General features: G+C 64.1%; 22 protein-coding genes. 17 read left to right on the top strand and 5 right to left on the bottom strand.

From position 1 onward, the window contains the following. Positions 1 to 14: 14 nt before the first annotated feature. Positions 15 to 1,067 carry a 3-carboxy-cis,cis-muconate cycloisomerase gene (locus ACYG97_RS13890; RefSeq protein ID WP_023733157.1) on the top strand — a complete coding sequence of 351 codons (1,053 nt, stop codon included), beginning with the start codon at positions 15 to 17 and terminating at the stop codon, positions 1,065 to 1,067. Then, the gene (pobA, locus tag ACYG97_RS13885) at positions 1,067 to 2,239 is read left to right on the top strand and encodes a 4-hydroxybenzoate 3-monooxygenase (RefSeq protein ID WP_023733156.1); all 1,173 of its coding nucleotides are present in this window, start codon (positions 1,067 to 1,069) and stop codon (positions 2,237 to 2,239) included. The genes ACYG97_RS13890 and pobA overlap by 1 nt, the downstream gene beginning before the upstream one ends. A 13-nt stretch (positions 2,240 to 2,252) precedes the next feature. Here the strand turns inward: pobA and pcaF are convergent, their stop codons facing one another. From pcaF to ACYG97_RS13870, 3 genes are read right to left on the bottom strand one after another with little or no spacing between them, the layout of a single operon-like run. Further along, positions 2,253 to 3,458 (bottom strand): 3-oxoadipyl-CoA thiolase, encoded by a 1,206-nt coding sequence (gene pcaF, locus ACYG97_RS13880; RefSeq protein WP_023733155.1) that lies wholly within the window; start codon positions 3,456 to 3,458, stop codon positions 2,253 to 2,255. Position 3,459: 1 nt separating this feature from the next. Then, entirely contained in the window at positions 3,460 to 4,248 is a 789-nt protein-coding gene (locus tag ACYG97_RS13875; protein ID WP_023733154.1) for a CoA-transferase subunit beta, read from the bottom strand. Continuing rightward, positions 4,245 to 5,102 carry a CoA transferase subunit A gene (locus ACYG97_RS13870; RefSeq protein ID WP_023733153.1) on the bottom strand — a complete coding sequence of 286 codons (858 nt, stop codon included), beginning with the start codon at positions 5,100 to 5,102 and terminating at the stop codon, positions 4,245 to 4,247. The genes ACYG97_RS13875 and ACYG97_RS13870 overlap by 4 nt, the downstream gene beginning before the upstream one ends. Before the next feature lie 116 nt (positions 5,103 to 5,218). Between ACYG97_RS13870 and ACYG97_RS13865 the strand changes: the two genes are divergently transcribed. From ACYG97_RS13865 to ACYG97_RS13810, 12 genes are all read left to right on the top strand, one after another. Then, positions 5,219 to 5,989, top strand: a complete 771-nt coding sequence (locus tag ACYG97_RS13865) for an IclR family transcriptional regulator domain-containing protein (RefSeq protein ID WP_023733152.1) — start codon at positions 5,219 to 5,221, stop codon at positions 5,987 to 5,989. Positions 5,990 to 6,195: 206 nt separating this feature from the next. Then, positions 6,196 to 6,921 (top strand): GntR family transcriptional regulator, encoded by a 726-nt coding sequence (locus ACYG97_RS13860; protein WP_006202773.1) that lies wholly within the window; start codon positions 6,196 to 6,198, stop codon positions 6,919 to 6,921. A 3-nt stretch (positions 6,922 to 6,924) separates the two neighbouring features. Next, positions 6,925 to 7,959, top strand: coding sequence for an ADP-ribosylglycohydrolase family protein (locus tag ACYG97_RS13855; RefSeq protein ID WP_023733151.1), 1,035 nt, complete (start codon positions 6,925 to 6,927; stop codon positions 7,957 to 7,959). After that, positions 7,956 to 8,930: a PfkB family carbohydrate kinase gene (locus tag ACYG97_RS13850; RefSeq protein ID WP_023733150.1), complete on the top strand. Its 975-nt coding sequence runs from the start codon at positions 7,956 to 7,958 to the stop codon at positions 8,928 to 8,930. Before ACYG97_RS13855 ends, ACYG97_RS13850 begins: the two co-directional genes overlap by 4 nt. Positions 8,931 to 8,963: 33 nt before the next feature. After that, on the top strand, positions 8,964 to 10,025 hold the full coding sequence (locus ACYG97_RS13845) for an ABC transporter substrate-binding protein (RefSeq protein WP_023733149.1): 1,062 nt from the start codon (positions 8,964 to 8,966) through the stop codon (positions 10,023 to 10,025). Positions 10,026 to 10,090: 65 nt separating this feature from the next. Then, entirely contained in the window at positions 10,091 to 10,960 is an 870-nt protein-coding gene (locus ACYG97_RS13840) for an ABC transporter permease (RefSeq protein ID WP_023690767.1), read from the top strand. Beyond that, positions 10,960 to 11,748, top strand: coding sequence for an ABC transporter permease (locus ACYG97_RS13835; RefSeq protein WP_023733148.1), 789 nt, complete (start codon positions 10,960 to 10,962; stop codon positions 11,746 to 11,748). The genes ACYG97_RS13840 and ACYG97_RS13835 overlap by 1 nt, the downstream gene beginning before the upstream one ends. After that, positions 11,748 to 12,815 carry an ABC transporter ATP-binding protein gene (locus tag ACYG97_RS13830; protein ID WP_023733147.1) on the top strand — a complete coding sequence of 356 codons (1,068 nt, stop codon included), beginning with the start codon at positions 11,748 to 11,750 and terminating at the stop codon, positions 12,813 to 12,815. The genes ACYG97_RS13835 and ACYG97_RS13830 overlap by 1 nt, the downstream gene beginning before the upstream one ends. Before the next feature lie 101 nt (positions 12,816 to 12,916). Beyond that, positions 12,917 to 14,005 carry a Gfo/Idh/MocA family protein gene (locus ACYG97_RS13825; RefSeq protein WP_460221589.1) on the top strand — a complete coding sequence of 363 codons (1,089 nt, stop codon included), beginning with the start codon at positions 12,917 to 12,919 and terminating at the stop codon, positions 14,003 to 14,005. Positions 14,006 to 14,059: 54 nt separating this feature from the next. Next, positions 14,060 to 14,974, top strand: coding sequence for a sugar phosphate isomerase/epimerase family protein (locus tag ACYG97_RS13820; protein WP_460221588.1), 915 nt, complete (start codon positions 14,060 to 14,062; stop codon positions 14,972 to 14,974). Positions 14,975 to 14,990: 16 nt separating this feature from the next. After that, on the top strand, positions 14,991 to 16,085 hold the full coding sequence (locus tag ACYG97_RS13815) for a fatty acid desaturase family protein (protein WP_460221587.1): 1,095 nt from the start codon (positions 14,991 to 14,993) through the stop codon (positions 16,083 to 16,085). 85 nt (positions 16,086 to 16,170) lie between these two features. Then, complete coding sequence (locus ACYG97_RS13810; RefSeq protein ID WP_023733145.1) at positions 16,171 to 16,974, top strand: 3-methyl-2-oxobutanoate hydroxymethyltransferase; 804 nt, start codon at positions 16,171 to 16,173, stop codon at positions 16,972 to 16,974. Here ACYG97_RS13810 and ACYG97_RS13805 read toward each other — a convergent pair whose 3' ends face one another. Together ACYG97_RS13805 and ACYG97_RS13800 are read right to left on the bottom strand one after the other, a co-directional pair. Beyond that, positions 16,975 to 18,483: an HAL/PAL/TAL family ammonia-lyase gene (locus tag ACYG97_RS13805; protein ID WP_023733144.1), complete on the bottom strand. Its 1,509-nt coding sequence runs from the start codon at positions 18,481 to 18,483 to the stop codon at positions 16,975 to 16,977. Continuing rightward, the gene (locus ACYG97_RS13800; RefSeq protein ID WP_023733143.1) at positions 18,480 to 19,481 is read right to left on the bottom strand and encodes an ornithine cyclodeaminase family protein; all 1,002 of its coding nucleotides are present in this window, start codon (positions 19,479 to 19,481) and stop codon (positions 18,480 to 18,482) included. Before ACYG97_RS13800 ends, ACYG97_RS13805 begins: the two co-directional genes overlap by 4 nt. 109 nt (positions 19,482 to 19,590) lie before the next feature. Here ACYG97_RS13800 and ACYG97_RS13795 point away from each other — a divergent pair, with 109 nt between their 5' ends. The 3 genes from ACYG97_RS13795 to ACYG97_RS13785 all read left to right on the top strand — a co-directional run bounded on the left by ACYG97_RS13795 (position 19,591) and on the right by ACYG97_RS13785 (position 23,369). Next, positions 19,591 to 21,024: a DHA2 family efflux MFS transporter permease subunit gene (locus ACYG97_RS13795; protein ID WP_023733142.1), complete on the top strand. Its 1,434-nt coding sequence runs from the start codon at positions 19,591 to 19,593 to the stop codon at positions 21,022 to 21,024. A 272-nt stretch (positions 21,025 to 21,296) separates the two neighbouring features. After that, a complete protein-coding gene (locus tag ACYG97_RS13790; RefSeq protein WP_023733141.1) occupies positions 21,297 to 22,283 on the top strand; it encodes an ABC transporter permease in 987 nt (328 codons plus the stop codon). A 60-nt stretch (positions 22,284 to 22,343) separates the two neighbouring features. Next, entirely contained in the window at positions 22,344 to 23,369 is a 1,026-nt protein-coding gene (locus ACYG97_RS13785; RefSeq protein ID WP_023668177.1) for a sugar ABC transporter substrate-binding protein, read from the top strand. Positions 23,370 to 23,407: the final 38 nt, after the last annotated feature.

Raw genomic sequence — 23,407 nt, 5'->3', positions numbered from 1 at the left:
GAGGAAACCAGCACATGACCGTATCGCCCTTCGACCATCCGCTGCTTTCCGGCCTGCTCGGCGACGAGGAGGCGGCTCGGCATTTTTCGGTGGATGCGGAAATCGCCGCCATGCTCGATTTCGAGCGCGCGCTGGCGCAAGCGGAAGCCGAAAGCGGGATCATCGGCACGGATGCCGCCGCGGCGATTGTACCTGTCCTGTTGTCATACAAGCCGGATACCGTGCGGCTGCGGGCCGGTGTGGCCAAAGATGGCGTGATCGTGCCCGAACTGGTGCGCCAGTTGAAGGCAGCGGTCGGCGCGCCGCACGACGCCGGCGTGCATTTCGGCGCAACCAGCCAGGACGTCATCGACACTGGCCTGGTTCTTCGGCTGCGCCGGCTCATTGAACATCTCGACCTGCTGCTGACTGAAAACATTTTGCGGCTGGTGGGGCTGGAAGAACGTTTTGGCAGCCGTGCATTGACAGCGATTACGCGCATGCAGCCGGCGATCCCAATTCAGGCGTCGGACCGCGTGGCGGTGTGGCGCACGCCGCTGCAAAGGCATCAGCAGAGGCTGTCGGAACAATCCGGGCGCCTGCTCGTGGTGCAGTTCGGCGGCGCTGCGGGCACGCTGGAGAAGCTCGGCGACAAGGGGCCTGCGGTGCGCGCAGCCCTTGCCGCAAAACTCGGCCTTGGCGATGCGCCGCAATGGCACAGCCAGCGCGATGCGCTGGCCGAATTCGCCGGGCTGCTATCGCTTGTCACCGGCAGCCTCGGCAAATTCGGCCAGGACGTTGCGTTGATGGCGCAAGGTGGAACCGACATCAAGCTGTTCGGCGGCGGCGGCTCGTCGGCCATGCCGCACAAGCAGAACCCGGTGAAGGCGGAAGTGCTGGTGACGCTGGCGCGCTTCAACGCCATCCAGCTTTCCGGCATGCACCAGGCGCTGGTGCATGAGCAGGAGCGCTCCGGTGCTGCCTGGACGCTGGAATGGCTGCTCTTGCCGCAAATGGCGATAGCGACCGCGGCTGCGCTACGGCTCGCCGCCGAACTCGCCGGACAGATCGAAAGCCTGGGACACTGATGCGCACAAAGATCGTCATTGTCGGCTCCGGACCGTCCGGGCTGCTGCTTGGCCAGCTTCTCGGCACCATTGGCGTCGAGACGGTGATCCTCGAACGTTCGAGCCGGCAGCATGTGCTTGGCCGGGTGCGGGCAGGGGTGCTCGAACAAGGCACCGTCGAGTTGCTCGAACAGGCGGGCGCAGCTGTAAGGCTGCATGCCGAGGGCCTGCTGCATGCCGGCATCTCGCTTGCGTTCGGCGGCGGCCTGCACCGGCTCGACCTCACGGCACTGACCGGCGGCAAGCATGTCACCGTCTATGGTCAGACCGAGGTGACGCACGATCTGATGGACAAGCGCGAGGCGGCCGGGCTGACCACCGTCTATGAGGCGGCCAACGTCGCGCTGCATGGTTTCGATGGCGAAGCGCCCTACGTCACCTACGACAAGGACGGCGTCAGCCATTGCATCGACTGCGACTTCATCGCCGGCTGCGACGGCTATCACGGCGCTAGCCGCAAATCGGCGCCTGGGCGGGCGCTGAAAACCTTCGAGCGAACCTATCCCTTCGGCTGGCTCGGCGTGCTGGCCGAAGTGCCGCCGGCCGATCACGAACTGGTCTACGCCAACCATGAGCGGGGCTTTGCGCTGTGCTCGATGCGGTCGACGCATCGCAGCCGCTACTATGTGCAGGTTCCGGTTGATGAGAGCGTCGAGGCCTGGAGCGACGACCGCTTCTGGGATGAGTTGCGCCGTCGCCTGCCCGAGCAGACTGCCGCCGCCGTTGTTACCGGGCCGTCCTTCGAAAAGTCGATCGCGCCGCTGCGCTCCTTCGTTGCCGAGCCGATGCGCTTCGGCCGGCTGTTCCTGGTCGGCGACGCCGCCCATATCGTGCCCCCGACCGGCGCCAAAGGGCTCAACCTCGCTGCCAGCGACGTGCGCTATCTCTTTGCCGGACTTCGCGAATTCTATGTGGACAAATCGCAGGCCGGGCTTGACGCCTATTCGGCCAAGGCGCTGGCGCGGGTCTGGAAGGCGGTACGCTTCTCCTGGTGGATGACGACGATGTTGCACCGCTTTCCTGATACGGGCGAGTTCGGCCAACGCATCCAGGAAGCCGAGCTCGACTATCTCGTGCATTCGCAAGCGGCGTCGACCGCGCTGGCTGAAAACTATGTCGGTTTGCCCTATTAAGGGCGGTGCAAACTCAAACCCGTTCGAGCGCCACCGCGATGCCCTGGCCGACGCCGATGCACATGGTGGCCAGCGCATAGCGGGCGCTGCGCTCGCGCAGTTCCAGTGCCGCGGTGCCAGTGATACGCGCGCCCGACATGCCCAAGGGATGACCAAGCGCGATGGCGCCGCCATTCGGATTGACGTGCTCCGCATTCTCGGAGATGCCGAGTTGACGGAGCACGGCGATCCCTTGGGAGGCGAAGGCTTCGTTGAGTTCGATGACATCGAATTGGTGCGGTGTCAGGCCGAGGCGGGCGCAGAGCTTTTGTGTCGCCGGGGCAGGGCCGATGCCCATGATGCGTGGCGCCACGCCGGCGGCAGCGCCGCCGAGGATGCGGGCGATCGGCGTCAGGCCGTGTTTTTGCACAGCCGCTTCGGAGGCGATGATCAGCGCCGCCGCGCCATCGTTGACGCCCGATGCGTTGCCGGCGGTGACCGTGCCACCTTGCCGGAACGGCGTCGGCAATTTGGCCAGCGACTCGACCGTGGTGCCGGCGCGGGGATGCTCATCCTTCGATACGATAATCGCATCGCCCTTTTTCTGCGGGATCGTCACCGGGGTGATCTCCTTCGCCAGCCGGCCATTGGCCTGTGCCGCGACGGCCTTGTCCTGGCTGCGCACGGCAAACGCATCCTGGTCGGCGCGCGACACCTGGAAGTCCTCGGCGACGTTCTCGCCGGTCTCCGGCATGGAATCGACGCCATATTGTTTCTTCATCAGCGGGTTGATGAAGCGCCAGCCAATCGTGGTGTCATGGATCTCGGCATGGCGTGAAAAGGCGGTCTCGGCCTTGGGCATGACGAAGGGCGCGCGGCTCATCGATTCGACGCCGCCGGCGATCATCAACTCGGCTTCGCCCGCCTTGATGGCGCGGGCGGCAATGGTGAGCGCATCCATGCCGGAACCGCAGAGGCGATTGACGGTCGCGCCCGAAACTTCCTTGGGCAACCCGGCCAAGAGCAGCGACATGCGGGCTACATTGCGGTTGTCCTCGCCGGCCTGATTGGCGCAGCCATAGACGACGTCGTCGACAGCCTGCCAGTTGATGCCGGCATTGCGCTCGACCAGCGCCTTCAGCGGGATGGCGCCAAGATCGTCGGCCCGCACCGACGACAGCGAGCCGCCGAAACGGCCGATCGGGGTGCGGATGTAATCGCAGATGAATGCCTCGGTCATGTCATGCGGCCTTTTCTTTTCCGCTTCCCTCATGCGCCGCCTTGGTGCGGGCCTGCAGGTCGCGCAATGTCGTCAGCTCGAGTTCCGTCGGCGCCGGCGTTTCGTCAAGCGCCTCGGCGAACTTTACGATCCAGCCACAGCTGTCCTGCACCTGCTGCCGCGTTGCGCCGGGATGCAACGACACCACGGTGAATTCCTTGCTCACCGGATCTGGCTTCCAGATGGCAAGGTCGGTGATCAGCAGCGTCGGCCCTGATGTCTCGATGCCGAGGCGCTGGCGATGGTCGCCGCCATCGCCATGGCCGAAGGAGGTGAAGAAGTCGATCTTCTCGACCATGCCGCGCTTGGACTGCGCCATGGTGATGTAGATCACCTTCGACGAGGTGGCGATCTCCGGCGCGCCGCCGCCGCCGGGCAGGCGGGTCTTGGGATGCGCATAGTCGCCGATGATAGTGGTGTTGATGTTGCCGAACTTGTCGAGCTGCGCCGCGCCAAGAAAGCCGATGGAGATGCGCCCGCCCTGCAGCCAGTAGCGGAACATCTCCGGCACCGAGACGGTCGTGACGGCGGTGTCGCAAAGTTCGCCGTCACCGATCGACAGCGGCAAAACATCGGGCGCGGTGCCGATGGTGCCGCTTTCATAAATCAGCGTGATGTCGGGCGCATGCGTCAGCCGCGCGACATTGCAGGCGGCCGACGGCGCACCGATGCCGACGAAGCAGACATCGTCGTTTTTCAGGGCTCGGCTGGCGGCAACCGTCATCATCTCATTGGGAGCAAAGCCGCTCATCCCGCGCTCCTCAGATGCTTTACGCGGCCAGCGAAATCGTCCGCCGTGCGTTCGAGGACATTGGCCTGCATCCAGGCCTTGAATTTTTCACGGTCAGCGGCGATGTCGTCCCATTCGAGATAGGCGGCATTGTCGCGCGCATAATAGCCGTGCGTGTACGAGGGATGCGAACCGCCTGATACCACCGAGATCGCAGCGATGGTCCAGCGCGGCAGCACGGTGAGATTGGGATGCAGGTCGTCGAAATTGTCGACGACTTCCTCTACCGTCACCACGGCGCGCTTGGCCGCGAGCACCGCTTCCTTCTGGATGCCGATAATGCCTTCGACCAGAACATTGCCTTTTTTGTCGGCCTTCTGAGCGTGGATGAAGGTCACGTCCGGTCGGATGGAAGGAACGGCGGCAAGCACCTCGCCGGTGAACGGGCAGGTGACCGAGCGGATGTTGGGATTGACTGCCGCCAGCCCGGCGCCGCGATAGCCGCGGAACACCGCGCAAGGCAGGCCGGCAGCTCCCGCCTCGTAGGCGTTGGCCATGCCGGCATGGCTGTGCTCCTCGATCTCGATCGACCGGGGGAAGCCGTTCTCGATGGCGTCGCGGGCGCGGCGCAGCAGGCCGACGCCGGGATTGCCGACATAGGAGAAGATGATCTTCTTGGCCATGCCCATGCCGATCATCTGGTCGTAGATCAGGTCGGGGGTCATGCGGATGAGCGTCAGGTCGCGAAAGCCCTGGCGGATGGCCTCATGCGCCGCCGCCGTCGGGATCAGATGCGTGAAGCCTTCGAAGGCGACCGTATCGCCATCATGCAGGTTCTCAGCCACGGCCTGTTTGAGCGGCAGGAAATTGACCATCGCCAAGAACTCCGAAGTTCAAAAAGTTCGTATTGCGAACATTTGTTTTGTATGAGATATTTTTACATCGCGCCGCCGAGACGAGTCAAGGCGGCGCATTGTCTTGCGGAGGCCGCATGGAGGACAAGGCAAAGACGCGCGACCATGTCGGCTCGCTGGAGCGCGGCCTTGCAGTCATGGAGATACTGGCCCGGCATCCGGCCGGGATGACGCTGACCGAAATGGCGGAGGAGGCGGGGCTGACCCGCGCCGGCGCGCGTCGCTTCCTGCTGACGCTGACCGCCACCGGCTATGCCACGCAATCCGGCCGGCAGTTTTCGCTCTCGCCGCGCCTGCTCGCCATCGTGCGCTCTTGGCTCGGCGGCGCCTCGCTGTGGACATTCGCGGCATCCATCATGCGCGACGTCGCGGGCCAATTCGACGAGGCCTGTAACGCGGCGGTGCTGTCGGGCGAGGAAGTCGTCTATGTCGCGCGCATTCCTGGCCGCCGCATCCTCAGCGTTTCGCTCGATGTCGGCACCAGGCTGCCGGCGCATTGCACCTCGATGGGGCGCGTCCTGCTTGCGGGGCTGGGCGCGGATGAGCTGAAGGCCTTGCTTGCAGAGGCGAGGATCGAACGGCGCACGCCGAAGACGATCACCAGCCGCGCCGCGCTGGCCAAGGCCATCGACGCGGCGAGGGCGGATGGCTTTGCCGTCGTCGATGAAGAGCTGGAACTTGGCCTGCGCTCGATAGCGGTGCCGATCTATGACCGCGCCGGCAAGACCGTGGCGGCGATCAACGTCTCGACGCAGTCGGCGCGGTTCTCCGTCGATGCGATGGAGCGGGATATCCTGCCAGCGCTGCGGACGGCCAAGCAACGGATTGAGGAATTTTTCTTCGTGTGAGCGCAAGGCTAATCGCCTGAGGGAAGCGCTGCCCCCGCTCTGTCTCGGAGACGGGACGCCCTGCGCGGTTAGCGTCGCCATGCGAACAAACGATGCCCGGGGCACCTGAGCACAACGCATATGCGTGAATCCAAATATATCGTTGACGTCGCCCTTCAACTCCAATATCGAACAGGACTATACAGGTTTATTGAACAGGTACCCATATGAAGCGGCGCGCGGTTCAACTGTCTCCCGGCACGGGCAAGCCCGAGCAGATCGCCACCGTTCTCGAACATGAGATCCGCTCCGGCGTGCTTGGCTTCGGCGACCGCCTGCAAAGCGAGAACGAACTCGTCCAGCGCTTTTCCGTCAGCCGCAACACGGTCCGCAAGGGCCTCGAGGAGCTGTCCAGCCGGGGGCTGATCACCACCAAAGTCGGCATCGGCTCCTTCGTCACCTTCGACGGCAAGCCGGTCGACGACGCCATCGGCTGGTCGCGGGCGCTGGCCAATGCCGGCGCCAATGCCGAGACGCGGACGCTGCGGCTTGAAGTGATCGAGGATGCCGATCTTGCCGCGCTGCTTGGCATCGAAAGCCCGTTCTTCATCGCCGTCGACCGGGTGCGCACCAATGCCAGCGACGGCCATGCGATCTCCATCGAACGCAGCCGCCTGCCGCTGTCGCCCGAACTGGAGGACGTGCCGCTGCGCGGCCTGCGCGAAGGCTCGCTGCACCAGACGCTGCGCGGCGCCGGCCTCATCCCAGACCATGGCGAGGAATGGGTCGGCATCGAGATGCTCAATGCCGAAGACGCCGCCATTCTCGGCTGCCCGCAAGGCACGCCGTTCCTGCGCGGACGCCGGCTGACGCGTGCGGCCGACGACCGGCCGATCGAATATGTAACCAGCCTGCTCAACCCGGCGCATTTCGCGCTGCATATGAGGTTTTGAGCGATGCCGGACAGAACCGACGACACGCTCGATCGCGCCATGGGCGCGCTTGTCGGTGGGGCGCTCGGTGATGCGCTCGGCATGCCGACGCAGCTTCTGTCGCCGGCGCGGATCGCCGAGCTATACGGCCATGTCGAGGATTTCGTGGCGCCGCTTGCCGATCATCCGGTGTCGAAGGGGCTCGTTGCCGGCACCATCACCGACGATACCGAACAGGCGTTGCTGCTCGGCCGCATCCTGGTTCAGTCCGGCGACCGCTTCGATCATGCGCGCTGGGTGAACGCACTGCTCGACTGGGAGCGCGAGGTCAAGGCGCGCGGCAGCTATGACCTGCTGGGACCATCGACCAAGCGCGCCATCGACGCCATCAATGACGGCGTGCCGGCGGAAGAGGCGGGAATCCGGGGCGACACCAATGGCGCGGCCATGCGCATCGCGCCGGTCGGCATAATGATGCCGCTGGAACCGTTCGATGCTTTTATCGCCAAGGTGGCGGAGACCTGCCGTGCGACGCACAACACCTCGATCGCCATTGCCTCGGCTGCCGCCGTCGCCGCCGCCGTCAGCCGTGGCATCGCCGGCGGCGACTGGCGTGCCGCTTCCGACAGCGCGGTAGCAGCCGCGCGGCGAGGCGCCAGGCTCGGACATTGGGTGACTGGTGGCGATATCGCCGCGCGTATCGCCTGGGCGCAGGAGCTCGTGCGCGGCAAGACCATGCGGGATGCGATCGGGCTCATCACCGATCTCGTCGGCACCGGTGTGGCCAGCCAGGAGTCCGTGCCGGCAGCTTTCGCCGTGCTTGAAGTCGCGCAGGGCGATCCCTGGCAAGCGGCAATCATCAGCGCCAATCTCGGCGGCGACACCGACACGATCGGCGCGATTGCCTCAGGCATGGCCGGCGCCTGCGTCGGCTTTTCGCAACTGCCGCAACAACACATTGCCGGGCTCGTCGGCATAGATATGGGGGAGGTGCGCTCGCTTGCCGAAGACCTCGTCGCGGCGCGCACGGCAAAGGCCAGCAAGGATGCCGCGGCATGAGTGGGCGTCTGGTCCATATCGGCAGCGCCGTCGTCGACTATGTCTACCGCATCGACGCCTTGCCGGCGCCGGGCTGCGAGAAGACCGCGTCGAGCTTTGCGCAGGTCGCCGGCGGCGGCTTCAACATGATGGTCGCGGCCAGCCGCACCGGCATGACGGTGGTGTTCGGCGGCCAGCTCGGCAGCGGACCGAATGGCGATTTTTTGCGCGCCGCGTTTGCGGCCGAAGGCATCATAACGCTGACGTCGCCATCGCCGGTCATGGACAGCGGCAATTGCGTCGCCATGATCTCCGGGGATGCCGAGCGCACCTTCGTGTCGTGGCCCGGTGCGGAGAGCATTCTCAGCCTCGAGATGATGAGGCCCGTGGTGGTCGCGCCTGATGATTGGGTGTTCACGTCGGGCTATACGCTGAGCTATTCCGGCAGCCGCGACGCGCTGACCGACTGGATCGAGGCGCTGCCAGAAAACATTCCCTTCGTTTTCGATCCAACGCCGGTCATCGCGGATATCCCACGTCCCATCCTGTCGCGGGTGCTTGCCCGTACGACATGGCTGAGCTGCAACATGACGGAAGCGGTCGAGATCGCTGGGCAAGGCGATGTCGAGGCACTCGCCGCCCGGCTGCTCGCCGACCACTGCCCAAAGGCCGAAGGCGTCGTTATCCGCGCCGGCGCCAAGGGCTGTTTCGTGAGGTTGGTCAATGGCGAGACGCAGACCATTGCCGGCTTCAAGGTCGATGCCATCGACACCAATGGCGCCGGCGACACCCATATCGGCGGTTTCGTCAGTGCACTCTCGCGCGGCGTGCATCCCTTCGAGGCGGCGCGCTATGCCAATGCGGCGGCAGCACTTTCCGTCACCCGCCATGGCGGCTCATCGGCGCCGACCGACAGCGAGATCCAGACTTTCCTGAGCCAGGCCGCCACGGGCGAGCCGGGCCAGAACCAGAAGGCCCATCAGACAGCCTGACCCGCCAAGCGGGCAAACAAGAGAGGAACGAACATGCGCATGCCAAGACTGACTGCCCTGCTGACGGCGACCGCCGTCATCACCTCCGCGCTCACGCTGGCCGCCAGTGCCGCCGAAGTGCATGTGCTCAACTGGAAGGGCTACGGCGCCGACGAGCCGTGGGCGATCGAAGCCTTCGAAAAGGCGACCGGCAACAAGGTCGTCAACGACTTCTTCAATTCCGAACAGGAAATGCTGACCAAGATCCGCACCAATCCGGGCCTCTATGACGTGGTCATGATCAACGCCGCCTTCAACGATCAGGCGATGGCGGAAAAGCTGATCCAGCCGATCGATACCTCCAAGCTGCCGAACTATGCCGACATCAGCAAGGACAAGGCGCAATCGCCGATGCTCGACCATGACGGCAAGGTCTATGGCGTGCCGTGGGTGTGGGGCCTGACGGCGCTGGCTATCAACGAAAAGTCCTTCGACAAGCCACCGACCTCGATCGCCGAAATGTGGGACCCAGCGCATAAGGGCCGGGTCGTCATTCGCGACGACGCTGTCGAAGCGGTGCAGTTCGGCGCCATCGCCACCGGCCAGAACATCAACGACATCAAGGATATGGACGCGGTCAAGACCAAGCTGACCTCGCTGATGCCGCAGATCAAGACCTTCTGGAGCTCGGAGAACGACTGGAACCAGATGGTCGCCTCCAACCAGATCGACATCGGCACCTATTGGAGCGGCTCGGCCGACCGCGCCAAGACGCATTTCAAGCTGCCGGTCTCGCTGGTCGTTCCGCAGGAAGGCGCCGTCGCCTGGCTCGATGCCTTCTCGATCCCGGTGGGCTCGAAGAACGTTGAAGGCGCACAGGCTTTCATCAACTGGATGATCGATCCGAAATTCTACGTCGAATGGGTCACCAAGGTCGGCGCTCCGGTGTCGGCCAACACCAAGGCGGTGGAAGCGCTGCCTGAAGACTCTTTCAACCGCAAGGTGATGGGCGATCCCGAGGTCGCCAAGCGCATCCAGTTCCAGGCGCCGATCACCGACGCGCAGCGCGAGGCCTATCTGGCGCTGTGGCAGCAGCTCAAGGTCGACGTGAAGTAGATTCGCGTCCGGGCCAGCCGGCGGTTCGCGCCGGTTGGCCCTTCAATCCTGGGGAGGAGGGTATCATGGCAGTACAGGGCGCGGTTGCGTCGCGCAGCGGGCTGAGATCGGCTCTGCCGCTGCTGGCGCCGGCCTATCTCTGGCTGACGGTGGCGATCTTCCTGCCGCTCTCGGCCATGGTATTTTTCTCTTTCATGACCGACCTGCCGCTGTCGGGAAAGCCGTGGGCGTTCACGCTTGGCAACTATGCCGCCTTCTTCTCGCAAAGCCTCTATCTGACGCTGCTGCTCGCTTCGCTGCGGCTTGGCCTCGAAGTGACGCTGTGGTGCGTCGTCATCGGCTATCCCGCCGCCTATGTGCTGGCCAAGGTGCTGAAGGGCCGCAGCCGCGAGGCGATCTTCCTGCTGGTCATTCTGCCGTTCTGGTCGAACGGCCTGGTGCGCATCTTCTCCTGGGCGATGGTGCTGCGCGAGGGCGGCATCCTCGACACGGCGCTCAATGCCGTGCTGCCGTTCAAGATCAACATCGACCTGATGTATTCCTACCCCGCGGTCATCATCGGCCTGGTGCACTCCTACGTGCCCTATATGGTGCTGACCTGCTACCTCACGCTGCAGGCGATCGACGACTCGCTGATCGAGGCCGGGCGTTCGCTCGGCGCCTCGCGGTTGCAGGTGTTGAAGCGAGTGATCATCCCGCTGTCGATGCCGGGTCTGGTGGCAGGGGCTGCGCTCATCTTCGTGCCCGTCGTCGGCTCGTTCATGGAGCCGCGCATTCTCGGCGGCCGCACCGGCACGTTCTACGGCACGGTGATCGAGGACCAGTTCGTCGCCGTCTTCAACTGGCCGCTGGGCGCGGCGCTTTCCTTCATCCTGCTGGCGGTGGTGCTGGTGATCCTGGCGGTTGCCTCGCCGGTGCTGCGGAGGGCTGCTTGATGAAGACCACCCGCATCCTCCACGGGCTGGGCCGGTTTTACATCTTCCTGCTGCTCGCTTTCCTCTATCTGCCGATCATCATCATGGCGCTGATGTCGTTCAACGTCTCGCCGTTCTACCAATTGCCGTTCGAATGGACGACGGAATGGTACGCCTCGCTCTGGCAGAATGACCAGCTGATCGCGGCGACCTGGAACAGCCTCGAGATCGCGGTCATCACCACGCTCATCTCAGTGGTGCTTGGCTCGGCCGCTTCGCTAGCGCTGTTCCGCTATGATTTCCGCGGCAAGAAAGTGCTGCAGGCGCTGCTGTTTCCGCCAATCGCCATTCCGTGGCTGATCACCGGCACGGCGATGCTGATCTTCTTCTTCGGCGTCGGCATTGGCCGCGGCCTGTTCGCCATCCTGCTCGGCCATGTGGCGCTGGCGCTGCCCTATGTCATCGTCGTCGTCTCGGCCCGGCTGCAGACTTTTGCACCGGAGCTGGAAGAGGCGGCGCGCTCGCTCGGCGCCAACCAGTGGCAAGTGACGAGGCGTGTGACGCTGCCGTGGATCATGCCCGGCGTCATTGCCGGCGGCTTGTTCGCATTTGCCGTGTCGTTCGACCAGTTCGTCGTCTCCTACTTCCTGGCGACGCCGGGACAGACGACGCTGCCGGTCGAAATCTACGCCGCGATCCGCAAGGGTTTCACGCCAGAGATCAACGCGGTCTCGACCATCATCATTGTCGTGTCGATGGCGCTCATGCTGCTCACGGCGCGCTTCTTCAAATTCGGCGGAGAGAAATAATGGCCGGCGTGCAGGTATCGAACGCCTCGCGCAGCTTTGGCGCGCACAAGGCGCTGGACGATGTCTCCATCGATTTCGCCGATGGCGGGTTTTATGCACTGCTCGGCCCATCGGGCAGCGGCAAGACCACGCTGCTGAGGCAAATCGCCGGTTTCGATTTTCCGGATAGCGGGCGCATCACCATCGGCGGTGAAAGCGTGGAGCGCGTGCCGGTCGAGAAAAGGCGCATCGGCATGGTGTTCCAGAACTATGCGCTGTTTCCCAATATGAGCGTCGCCGACAATGTCGCCTTCGGCCTGTCGGTGCGCGGTGAGGCGAAAGCGACGATCGCCACCGAAGTGCAGCGCGCACTCGACCTTGTGCAACTCGGCAAGCTCGGCGAGCGCCGGCCGCACCAGCTCTCGGGCGGCCAGCGCCAGCGCGTGGCGCTGGCGCGCGCCATCGTCACCAAGCCGCGCGTGCTTTTGCTCGACGAGCCGCTCGGCGCGCTCGACAAGGCGCTGCGTGTCGACATGCAGATCGAGCTGAAGCGCATCCAGCGCGAGATCGGCATCACCACCATCTTCGTCACCCACGACCAGGAAGAGGCGCTGACGATGAGCGACCGCATCGGCATCCTGCGCGATGGCAGGCTCGTGCAGGAGGGGCCGCCGGAGGAGATCTATGACCGACCGAAGAGCGAGTTCGCCGCCACCTTCCTTGGCGACGCAAACATTTTTCGTGGCGATGCGACCGGCGACGGTATCCGCCTGCCTGACGGCACGGCGATCGTTGCCGGCGTAGGCGACAGGCTTGCCGCCGGCGCGAAGGCGAGCTGCGCGGTGCGACCCGAACGCATTCGTATCGCCACCGCTGCCGGGGTTGCGGATGCGGCCAATGCCAACGCGCTGAAGGGCCAGGTCTCCCAGCGCATCTTCGCCGGCAACAACAGCACCTATTTCGTCGAGCGCGCGGGCCAGACGCTGAAGGTCATCGTCCAGAATACCGGCAATGACCGGCTGGCCGAGGGCCAGGATGTGGTGCTCAGCTGGTCGCCGGAAAGCACCGTGCTGATTGCCGCAAACTAGTTCGCACCGTCACCCCGTCATGGTTCTGATGGGAATTGATGGAGCGGACCTTGGCTGATCGACGGGCCATGGCGTTATATCCGTCCTCCAGGGAGGAATGGATGGCAGGCCAGGGTTTCGAGCCGGATGTAAGGGTTCGCACCAGCGAATACCGGATCGGCTGCATCGGCGCCGGCATGATCATGGCCGAATGCCATCTTGCCGCCTATGCGCAGGCCGGTTTCCCAGTCGTCGCCATCGCTTCGCGCACCAAGGCCAGCGCCGAGAAGGTAGCTGCACGCTGGAGCATTCCGACCATCCACGACACGCCGGAACAACTGATCGAGAATCCCGAGATCGAGATCGTCGACCTTGCCTTTCCACCCGACCAGCAGCCGGCATTGATCCGCCATGCGCTGAAGCAGCCTCACATCAAGGCGATCCTGGCGCAGAAGCCGCTGGCGCTGTCGGTCGATGAAGCCGTGAAACTGCGCGACGAAGCCGCAAAGTCCGGCAAGATCCTCTCGGTCAACCAGAACATGCGCTACGACCAGTCGATGCGCGTGCTGAAGCAGATCATCGACAGCGGCGCACTGGGCGACATCGTCTTCGCGCAGATCGACATGCACGCCATCCCGCACTGGCAGGGGTTCCTTCAGGACTACGACCGGCTGACGCTCGCCAATATGAGCGTGCATCATCTCGACGTGCTGCGCTTTCTGTTCGGCGATCCCTCGGAAATCGCCACGCTGACACGCAAGGACCCGCGCACTACATTCGAGCATAGCGACGGCATCACCGTCTCGACGCTGCGCTTTCCCTCCGGCGTGCTCGCCGTGTCGCTGGAGGATGTCTGGTCCGGACCGCGCCAGGAAGGCTATGAGGACGACCAGCACATCAACTGGCGGGTCGACGGCACCAAGGGTGTCGCGAAGGGCACGATCGGCTGGCCGAAAGGCGCTGCCTCGACGCTGACCTATGCGTCGACCGAGACGACCGGCGGCGAATGGGTCAGCCCGAGCTGGGACACGATGTGGTTCCCGCATGCCTTCATCGGCGTGATGGAGCAATTGCAGCATGCGGTGAAGACAGGCGCGCCGCCGGCGCTCTCCGTCGCCGATAACGTCAAGACAATGGCACTGGTCGAGGCGGGCTACCGCTCGATGGCGCAAGGCCGCACCGTCAAACTGTCCGAGATATCGATCGACTGAACATGCCGCCGAATAGTGTGGCGGCTGAATCGCTTACCGGGAGGAGTTCACATCATGATGCAGGCAGGTATCTTCACCGGCTATTTCCCCTATGAGCTCGCGGAGGCCGCCCGCCGCATCCGTGCACTCGGCTTCAACACAGTGCAGCTCGACATGCATTTCAGGGATGTCGATCTCACGGCCGGGCAGATCACCGGGGACAAGGCGAGGACAGTGCGCGACACGTTTCGCGACCACAATCTGCCGGTCTGCTGCATCTCGGGCTACACCAACATCATCCATCCCGACAAATCCGAGCGCGAGAAGCGCGTCGGCTATCTCAAGGAAATCATCCGCAATGCGCGCGACTTCGGCTCGCCCTACGTGATCTCGGAGACCGGCACCTACAACACCGAATCCGACTGGGTGCATCATCCCAAAAACAAGACCGAGGAAGGCTTCGAGGAATGCCGCAAGGTGATCTCGGATCTTGCCCAGACGGCTTACGACCATGGCGCGGTGTTCCTGCTCGAAACCTATGTCAACAATGTCGTCGGTTCGGTCGAGGAGACGGTCAAAATGTTCGCGCAGGTCGACCATCCGGGCCTCGGCCTGCTGATGGATCCGACCAATTATTTCGAGGTGCACAATATCGACCGCATGGACCAGGTGCTGAACCAGGTGTTCGACACGCTGGCCGACAAGATCCGCATCGCGCACGCCAAGGACGTCAAGCGCTCAGGCAGCGACAAGACCGAGAAGCATGCCGATATCGGCGACGCGGACGCGCATGAGGGGCTGACCTTCCGCGGCGTGGGCGAGATCGAGCTGCCGGCGCCCGGGCTGGGATCGCTGAATTACGATCTCTATCTGCAGCGGCTCAGTGAGAAGCACCCGAACATCCCTGTTATCATCGAGCATCTGACCGAGGACGACGTGCCGCGGGCGAAAACATTTCTCGACGGGAAGTTCCGCGCCAACGGGCTTTGAGGTAGGCGAGACGGTGATGGCGACGGCGGCCAAGACAAAGCGCGATTACGGCCTGGTCGGCGAAAGCACCCGCCGGGCGATCGAGACCGGGCTGGCCTCGGCCGAGTGGTATCACACCGACGTGCCGCGCAAGGCAATGAAGGAAATGATGCAGCGCTCCGACGGGCCGCCGATCCGCGATACAGTGATCTGGATCGCAGCCATCCTGGGCTCGGCCGCCGGCATCGTGTGGTTCTGGGGCACGTGGTGGGTGGTGCCGTTCCTGCTCGTCTATGGCGTGCTCTATGGATCGTCGAGCGATTCGCGCTGGCACGAATGCGGCCATGGCACCGCCTTCCGCACACGCTGGATGAACGATGCGATCTACGAAATCGCCAGCTTCATGGTGGTGCGCAATCCGGTGCAATGGCGCTGGAGTCATGCGCGGCATCACACCGACACGATCATCGTCGGCCGTGACGCCGAGATCGCGGTAATGCGGCCGCCAAATCTGGTCAAGGCGGCGCTTGCCTTCACCGGCATTCTCGATTTCCGTTATTCGCTGCCGATCCTGGCGCGCCAGGCGTTGGGCAAGCTGTCGGACGACGAAAAGAGCTACATTCCTGAGACCGAACAGGGCAAGGCCATCACGGCGGCGCGCTGGCATGCCGCCGTGTACGTTGCGACGATCGCCCTCGCGATCGCGCTGGGTTCATGGCTGCCGCTGGTGCTGATCGGCCTGCCGCGTCTTTATGGCAGCTGGCACATGGTTCTGACCGGCCTGCTCCAGCATATCGGCCTGGCCGACAATGTCGTCGACCACCGGCTGAACACGCGCACCGTCTACATGAACCCGGTCAGCCGCTTCATCTACTGGAACATGAATTATCACGTCGAACACCATATGTTCCCGATGGTGCCCTATCATGCGCTGCCAAGACTGCACGAGCTGATCAAGCACGACCTGCCGGTGCCGAACCCGTCGATGTGGCATGCCTATCGCGAAGTCTGGCCGGTGCTTTTGAAGCAGCTGCGGTACGAGGATTATTTCCTCAAGCGCGAATTGCCGCCGACGGCGCGGCCCTATCGCGGTGAATTTCACGAGCTCGATATGTCGGCGGCGGCCGAGTAGCGAATAAACCACCCGCCTTCTATCCGGCCTGTTACGGGGCCGGTAAGGTGACCGGGAAAAGCAACCAGCCAACAGGGACATCCCGATGAGCCGAAAGAGACCGACCGTCGCCGATCTGCGCGCCATGAAGGGCAAGCGCCAGCTGACCATGCTGCGCGTTCTGACCATGGACGAGGCCGAGGCTGCCGAGCGGGCAGGGGTCGATATCGTCTCGGTGCCGCCCGAGCTGGTGCTCAACCCTGAGTATCGCGATGCGGCGCCCAGCCTGTTCACCATGCCGGGCGAGAATTTTTATGAGATCGGAACGGCAGACGATTTCCTGCGCTGGGCGTTCCGGCTCTACAAGGCCGGCGCCGATGCGGTCTATTGCAGCGCCGGCTTTGCCACCGTGAAGCGGCTTACCGACGATGCCATTCCGGTGATCGGCCATGTCGGCCTCATTCCGTCCCGCGCCACCTGGACCGGCGGCTTCAAGGCCGTCGGCAAGACCGCCGACACCGCCATGCAGATTTTTGAGGCGGTCAAGCAGTATGAGGCCGTTGGAGCGCTTGGCGCCGAGATCGAAGTGGTGCCGATCGAGGTGGCGAAGGCGATCTCGGAACGGACCTCGCTGATCATGCTGTCGATGGGCGCGGGCACCGGCTGCGACGCACAATATCTGTTCGCCGACGATATTCTCGGCCAGAACCGGGGCCACATGCCGCGCCATTCCAAGGTCTACCGCAACTTCGCCGCCGAGTACGATCGTCTGCAGGCGGAACGCGTCGCGGCGTTTTCCGAATATGTCGCCGACGTCGATAGCGGCGCCTATCCGGAAGACAGGCATGTCGTGCGCATGGATCCGGCCGAGCTCAGCCTGTTCATGAAACGGGTGGACGCAAAGGGCTGACTACTCGGCCTCCTTGCCGATCATCGCTGCACCTTGCCATGTTCCGTCGGCGAGCATGGCATGGAGTACCTCGGCATCCGTTCCCAGCGGCCGGTCCTCCCTCAGCATCGCCACATGCGCGCGCACCGCAGCATGGATCGCTGCGGTGCCGGGCGCCAGCTTGAGGCTATCGCGCAGATCGACGGCTTGCGCGGCGGCCATCAGTTCGAAGGCGATCAGCCGGCGCCATAGCGCGATCATTTCGGCGCATTTCGACACCGCCAGAGGGGTCTGCGTCGCATGGTCCTCGACGCCTTCGGACACGGGAAGGAAATCCAGCATCACCGGATTGGCCTTGTGGCGGATGCCGGCCAGGATTGCCGTTGCCGTCTTTTGCAGCGGCACGAAACCGGCCGAGGCGCCGCCGACCGGCGACAAATATTTCGGCAGGCCGTTGCGGCCGGAGCCGGCGAGCTGGATCAAGCGGGCAACGCTTGCCGCGGCACATTGCGCGATCCCCAGGCCGAGCGTCTCGAAGGCGAGTGCCAGCGATGCGGTGTGGAAATTGCCGGTCGATAGCACCAGCCCGTCATCGCCCAGCACCAGCGGATTGTCGGCGGCGGCATTGAGTTCGATCTCCAGCGCCAGCCGCGCCTGGTCGATCGCCTGGATCAATGCACCATGGATCGACGGCATGCAGCGGATCGACAGCGGGTCCTGCAGGGTGGTCGGCGCCGGCTCTTCGTCGCGGGCAAGCAGGTAGCGCAAGCCCTTGGCCGCGAGTTGCTGGCAGGCTGCCGGCCGCGCCAGATGCAGGCGCGGATCGAGGATGGTGCGGTTGGCGCCAAACCCTTCCATGGTCAGCGCGCCGGCCTGCTGCTGTTGCACAAAGGCAGCCAGCGCGTCGGCCAGCGCCAGCGCACCGCTGCCGGTTGAAACGGCCGAGGCGTTGATCAGCGACAGGCCGTCTTTCGGCGCCAGGCTGATCGGAGCCAACCGCGCCATCATCAACGCCTTGGCCGCCGGCATGCGCCGACCCTGATAGTCAGCTTCGCCGTCGCCGGTCAGCAGACGGGCGAGCGCCGTCATCAGCACGAGATCGCCGGCGCCGATCGAGCCCAACTGCGGCATTACCGGATGCACGCCGGCATTGAGCGCATCGACAAGGGCGGTGAAAGCCGCCGGCGAAATGCCGGAGCCGCCGACTGCCAGCATCGCTGCGCGCGCAAGCATGGTCGCCCGCACCGCCTCTTGGGGCAACGGTTCGCCGACAGCGCCGCTGCGCCCTTCCAGCAACTGGCGCTGGAAGGCACTGGCATCGCCTTCGACCGACGTGCCGAGATTGGCACCGAGCCCGGTGTTGAGGCCGTAAATCTGCTGACCGGACGCGGCCACCTGGTCGAGCACTTTGCGCGCTTTGTCGAGCCTCTCGATGACAGCAGGCTCAACCTCCACCTTGCGGCCGGCGCGGGCGACCGCCGCGACATCCTCGACGCTGACGCCGGCGCCGGTGAGGACGAGCGCGCTCATGCGAAGCGCAGCCTCTGGCCGATGCCTTTATCAGCAGCCTTGGCCAGCATCGCCTTGCCCAGCGCAATGTCGGACAGCGACAGGCCGCGATGCCAGAACAGGATCGTCTCGTCGTCGCTCTGGCGTCCCGGCTTGAGACCGGCAGCGATCTGGCCGAGCTCGGCGTGCAGCGTCGCTTCGCTCAGCCGCCCGGTCTCGACATGGGCGCGCAGCGAGCCGAACTTGCCGCCTTTGCACTGGCCCCAGTCGTCGACGACCATTTTCTGCATGATGTCGGTCAATGACAGCTCCACCGCGCTCATCGTACCATAGGGCACGACCAGCGCACCGGGCTTGATCCATTCGGTCTTGAGCAGCGGCTGCGGCTCCGGCAGCCGCGAGGCCTCGACGACGATGTCGGCGCCCTTGACGCAGCTCTCCCAGTCGGCGACCGCGGTAACTTTCTTGCCGAGACCGGCCGAGAGTTTGGCAGCGAAGCCGTCGCGGCTTTCCGGGCGGCGCGAATGGACGCGGATCTCGTCGAAGTCGAAGAGATGGTCGAGCAGGCGCACATTCCAGTAGGCGGTGCCGCGCGCGCCGATATGGGCCAGCACCTTGGAGTTCTTGCGCGCCAGATGTTTGGCGCCGATAGCGGTGACGGCGCCGGTGCGCATGTCGGTGATGACGGTGGCGTCGAGAATGGCGCGCGGCGTGCCGGTGCGCGGATCGAACAGGTTTAGAATGCCAAATTCTGAAGGGAGCCCGTGCAGATAATTGTCGACATAGTCGCCGACGATTTTCACGCCCGCCGTATCGAGCGGCGCAACGTAGCCGCGCAGAACGTTGAAATGGCCATGGAAGGAAGGGGCGGGTTCAAGATGGACGCGCGGCTCGATCACCGTCTGGCCATTGCCTTGCGCGATAAGCCCGGCTTCGACAGCGGCAATGATTTCGCCGTCGGTCATCTCCAGGGCTTCGATATCGAGGCCATTGAGGTAGTCGATATAGATAGGCTTCATGCAATGTCCTTGGCCGCCCGCCCATCCATAACAGGCTGCGAGCCGACACGGAAGTTTGTTGGATAAGCTCTGGACGGGGCCAGCCATATGCTGTTCAACGCGGTTCGCCATGACTGCCGTTCCCGACACCGAGGCTTCCGCCGTAACCGCCAGCAATGCGCGGCGCGTGGCGCTGATCGTCGCCATCGCGTTTTTCATGCAGCTGCTGGATTCGACGATCATCTCGACCTCGCTGCCGCAGATGGGACAATCCTTCGGCGTGCCGGCGGTGGCGATGAGCATCGGCATCACCGCCTATATGCTGACCATGGCAGTGTTCGTGCCGCTGTCGGGCTGGCTTGCCGACCGCTTCGGCGCGCGCAACATCTTCCTGCTGGCGATCGTACTGTTCACGCTGGCCTCGCTGGCCTGCGGCTTCTCGCAAAGTCTGCCTCAGTTCGTTGCCGCTCGCGTCGTGCAAGGCCTGGGCAGCGCGCTGATGACGCCGGTCGGCCGCATCCTTGTGCTGCGCAATGCGTCGAAGTCGGAGCTGCTCAACGCCACGGCGCTGATCACCTGGCCGGCGTTGTTTGCGCCCGTGGTCGGGCCGGTGCTTGGCGGCTTCATCACAACCTATCTCTCCTGGCACTGGAATTTCTTCATCAACATCCCGCTTGGGCTCGTCGGGCTGGCGCTGGTCGCGCGCTTCATTCCGGGCGACCGCGCGGCCGATCCCAAGCCGCTGGATTGGCCGGGGTTTTTCCTCACGTCGCTGGGGCTCGCGCTGCTGCTCTACGGCCTTGAGCGCATCGCACATCCGGAAGACGGCGCCTTGCCCGCCGTGCTGCTGGTTGCCGCCGGCATCGTCATCGGCTGGCTGGCGGTGCGGCATCTCCGGCGCGCGCCGCATCCGCTGCTCGATCTCAGCGCGTTCAGGGTGCAGACCTTCGCCATCTCGACGCTTGCCGCCGGCACCATTTTTCGCGTGGCGATCAACGCCACGCCGTTCCTTTTGCCGCTGCTGTTTCAGGTCGGCTTTGGCCTTTCGCCGGTCGATGCCGGCTTGATGATCGTGGCCTACTTCCTCGGCAATCTCGGCATGAAGACGGTGACGACGCCGATGCTGCGACGCTTTGGTTTTCGCACGGTCACGGTCGTCAACGGCCTGATCGCCTCGGCCTCGATCATGGCGTGCGCGGCGATCTCGCCGGAGACGCCGCAGGCGCTGGTGGTAGCGCTGATGCTGATCGCCGGCCTGACGCGCTCGATGCAGTTCACGGCGCTGAATACTCTGGCCTTCGCCGACATCGATGCCGCGCAGCGCAACTCGGCGGCGACTTTGTCCTCCATGCTGCAGCAGATATCGATGCTGTTCGGCGTAGCGGTGGCGGCTGCCATCCTCAACCTGTCGCAGATCGTCAGGGGCCGGCCGGCGCTCGACCTCGTCGATTTTCGCATCGCCTTCCTGGTCATCGGCGCCATCGGGCTGGTGGCGGCGTTGCGGTTCCTCGTGCTGCCGCCCGGCGCAGGCGCCGAAGTTTCAGGCCACCTGACCAGGACCTGAATTCGCGATTTTCGCCGCTCAGGCGGCAATTAATTCCGCCTTGTGCTTTCGCCTCAGAACGGCACCTTTGCGCATACGCGCAATGGCGCAACGGAATGCCAAAAGCGCAGCCTTTTCCTAGGATTGCGCCAGTTCTAGCAATCGGTGCGTCCACTGGAAGATTATCACTGCCAACGGGCGTTCCGAGCGCGGATTCATTTGACGAAGCGGCGCCGAGCCGATTAGCTTTCTTCGGAAGGGGTGGCAGAGTTGCCATCGGGGCGAATGCAGACATGAACACGATTGGCTGGCCACATTTCAGGAGCCTGAACCAGGAAGGCATTGTCTTTGCCATCGCCGTGGTGCTGTTCGTCGCCGCTGCCATTGGGCTGCCTGGTTTCATCGCTGCCAACAATCTCGTTGCCATCGTCCGCTCGGTGTCGGTGCTGGGTATTTTGGCGCTCGGCATGGCGGTCGTCATAATCGGCAGGGGCATCGACCTGTCGGCGGTGGCGATCATGGCGATGTCGGTCGCCTGGTATTTGCAACTGCTCAACGCCGGAACGCCTGATGGTCTCGCCTTCGCCTATGTGCTGGCAGGCGTGCTCGCCATCGGCCTGCTCAACGGTTTTCTCGTCGCTTATGCCGACGTGCCGGCGATCTTCGTGACGCTGGCGACCGGCTCCTTCGTCTTCGGCTATGTCCGCTCGCAACTGATCACGCAGGATGCGGTGCCGGTGCCTCAGGGCCATTGGGTGGAGCTGCTCGGCGGCCTGCGTTTCCTCGACATTCCGATCGAAGTGTTCGTCTTCGCCGGGCTCGCCTTCCTGTTCTTCCTGTTCCTGCGCTACACCAAATGGGGCCGCTACATCTATTTCGCCGGCGACAATCCGGTCGCCGCGCGCAACATCGGCATTCCGGTGCGGCCAATGCTGGTGCTGCGTTATGTGGTTTCGGCCTTTGTCGCGCTGATCGCCGGCCTGCTCACGGCGGCAAGCCTGCATTCGATCAACACCCGCGTCGTCAACTCGACGCTGCTCTATGACATCGTGCTGGTGGCGGTGATCGGCGGCATCGGCCTTTCCGGCGGGCGGGGCGGGGTGCGCAATGTGCTGGTGGGCGCTGCACTGATCGGCATCCTGTCGAACGCGATGACCATCATCGACATTCCGCTGCTCTATCAAAACCTGATCAAGGCGGCGATCCTGCTCGGAGCCATCATCGTCGACGGCATCATCAATCCGCGTGACGAACAGACCGCGCAGCAGGGCGACATCTAAGGGGTACCCGACCGGGTCATGCCGACCGGCCGGCAATAAGTGAAAAACAGAGGATGTGACATGAAACTGATCAGAACACTGATGGCGGCCGCCACGGCGCTTGCCGCTACCGCCTTCGTCGCGCCGACCTTCGCCGCCGACGATCCGGGCCCGGCCGCATACGCGCAGGCGCTCAAGGGCAAGCGCGTCATGCTGGTGCCGCTGGCGATGGGCTTCGACCTTGCGCAGGGCTGGTCGCACTATCTGAAGACGGAAGTCGAGGCCTGGGGCGGCACCTTCGAAACACGCGATCCGAACTGGGTCGTCGATGCCGGTGCACAGGCGATCACCGACGCGATCTCGTCCGACACAAGGCCGGACGTGCTGATCATCCATGCGCCGGATCTCAACTCCTATTCCAAGCTGATGAAGAAGGCGCAGGCCGCCGGCACCTACGTCATACTGGTCGACAATCCCGCCAACTTCCCGGCCGACGCCTTTGTCGGCAGTGACTGGGACCGGCTCGGCCAACTCGAGGCCGAAGCGGCGATCAAGGGCTGCGGCGAGAATTCGTCGAAGAAGATCGGCCTTGTGCAGGGTGATCAGGCCAACTCGTCCAGTCTCTACCAGTATGCCGGCATCATGAAGGTGCTGGAGAAGCACCCCGACTTCAAAGTCGTGGCCAAGCCCGACTCCAACTGGGATCCGACGACGTCGCGCAACGTGACGACGACAATGCTGCAGCAGAACCCCGACATCTGCTCGATCATCGACTTCTGGGATGGCGACGCCACCGGCGCATCCGCCGCCATCCGCGACGCCAAGCTCGACGGCAAGGTCTTTTTGGTCACCACCGGCGGCGGCGAGAAGGCGGCCGATTGCGACAAATTGCAGGACGGAACTTACGGCGCCGTTGTCATGACAGACCTTGCCCGCCAGTCCGGCGACATGAACGCTATCATCAAGTTCCTGCTGCAGAGCGGCCAGCCGGCCGGCACGTCGCACACCTACATCTACACACTGGAGAAGGCTACGACCAAGGCCGACCTCAAGCCCGACAGCTGCTGGGACCTGAAGGCGCTGCAGGCCGAAGCGGCGGCGAAGTAAGCCGCGCTTTTTCGACTGAAATAAACGAGGTGGCTGGA

It is taken from the genome of Mesorhizobium sp. W067 (assembly GCF_054719525.1).
This window is presented reverse-complemented; position numbering and strand designations above follow the sequence as displayed.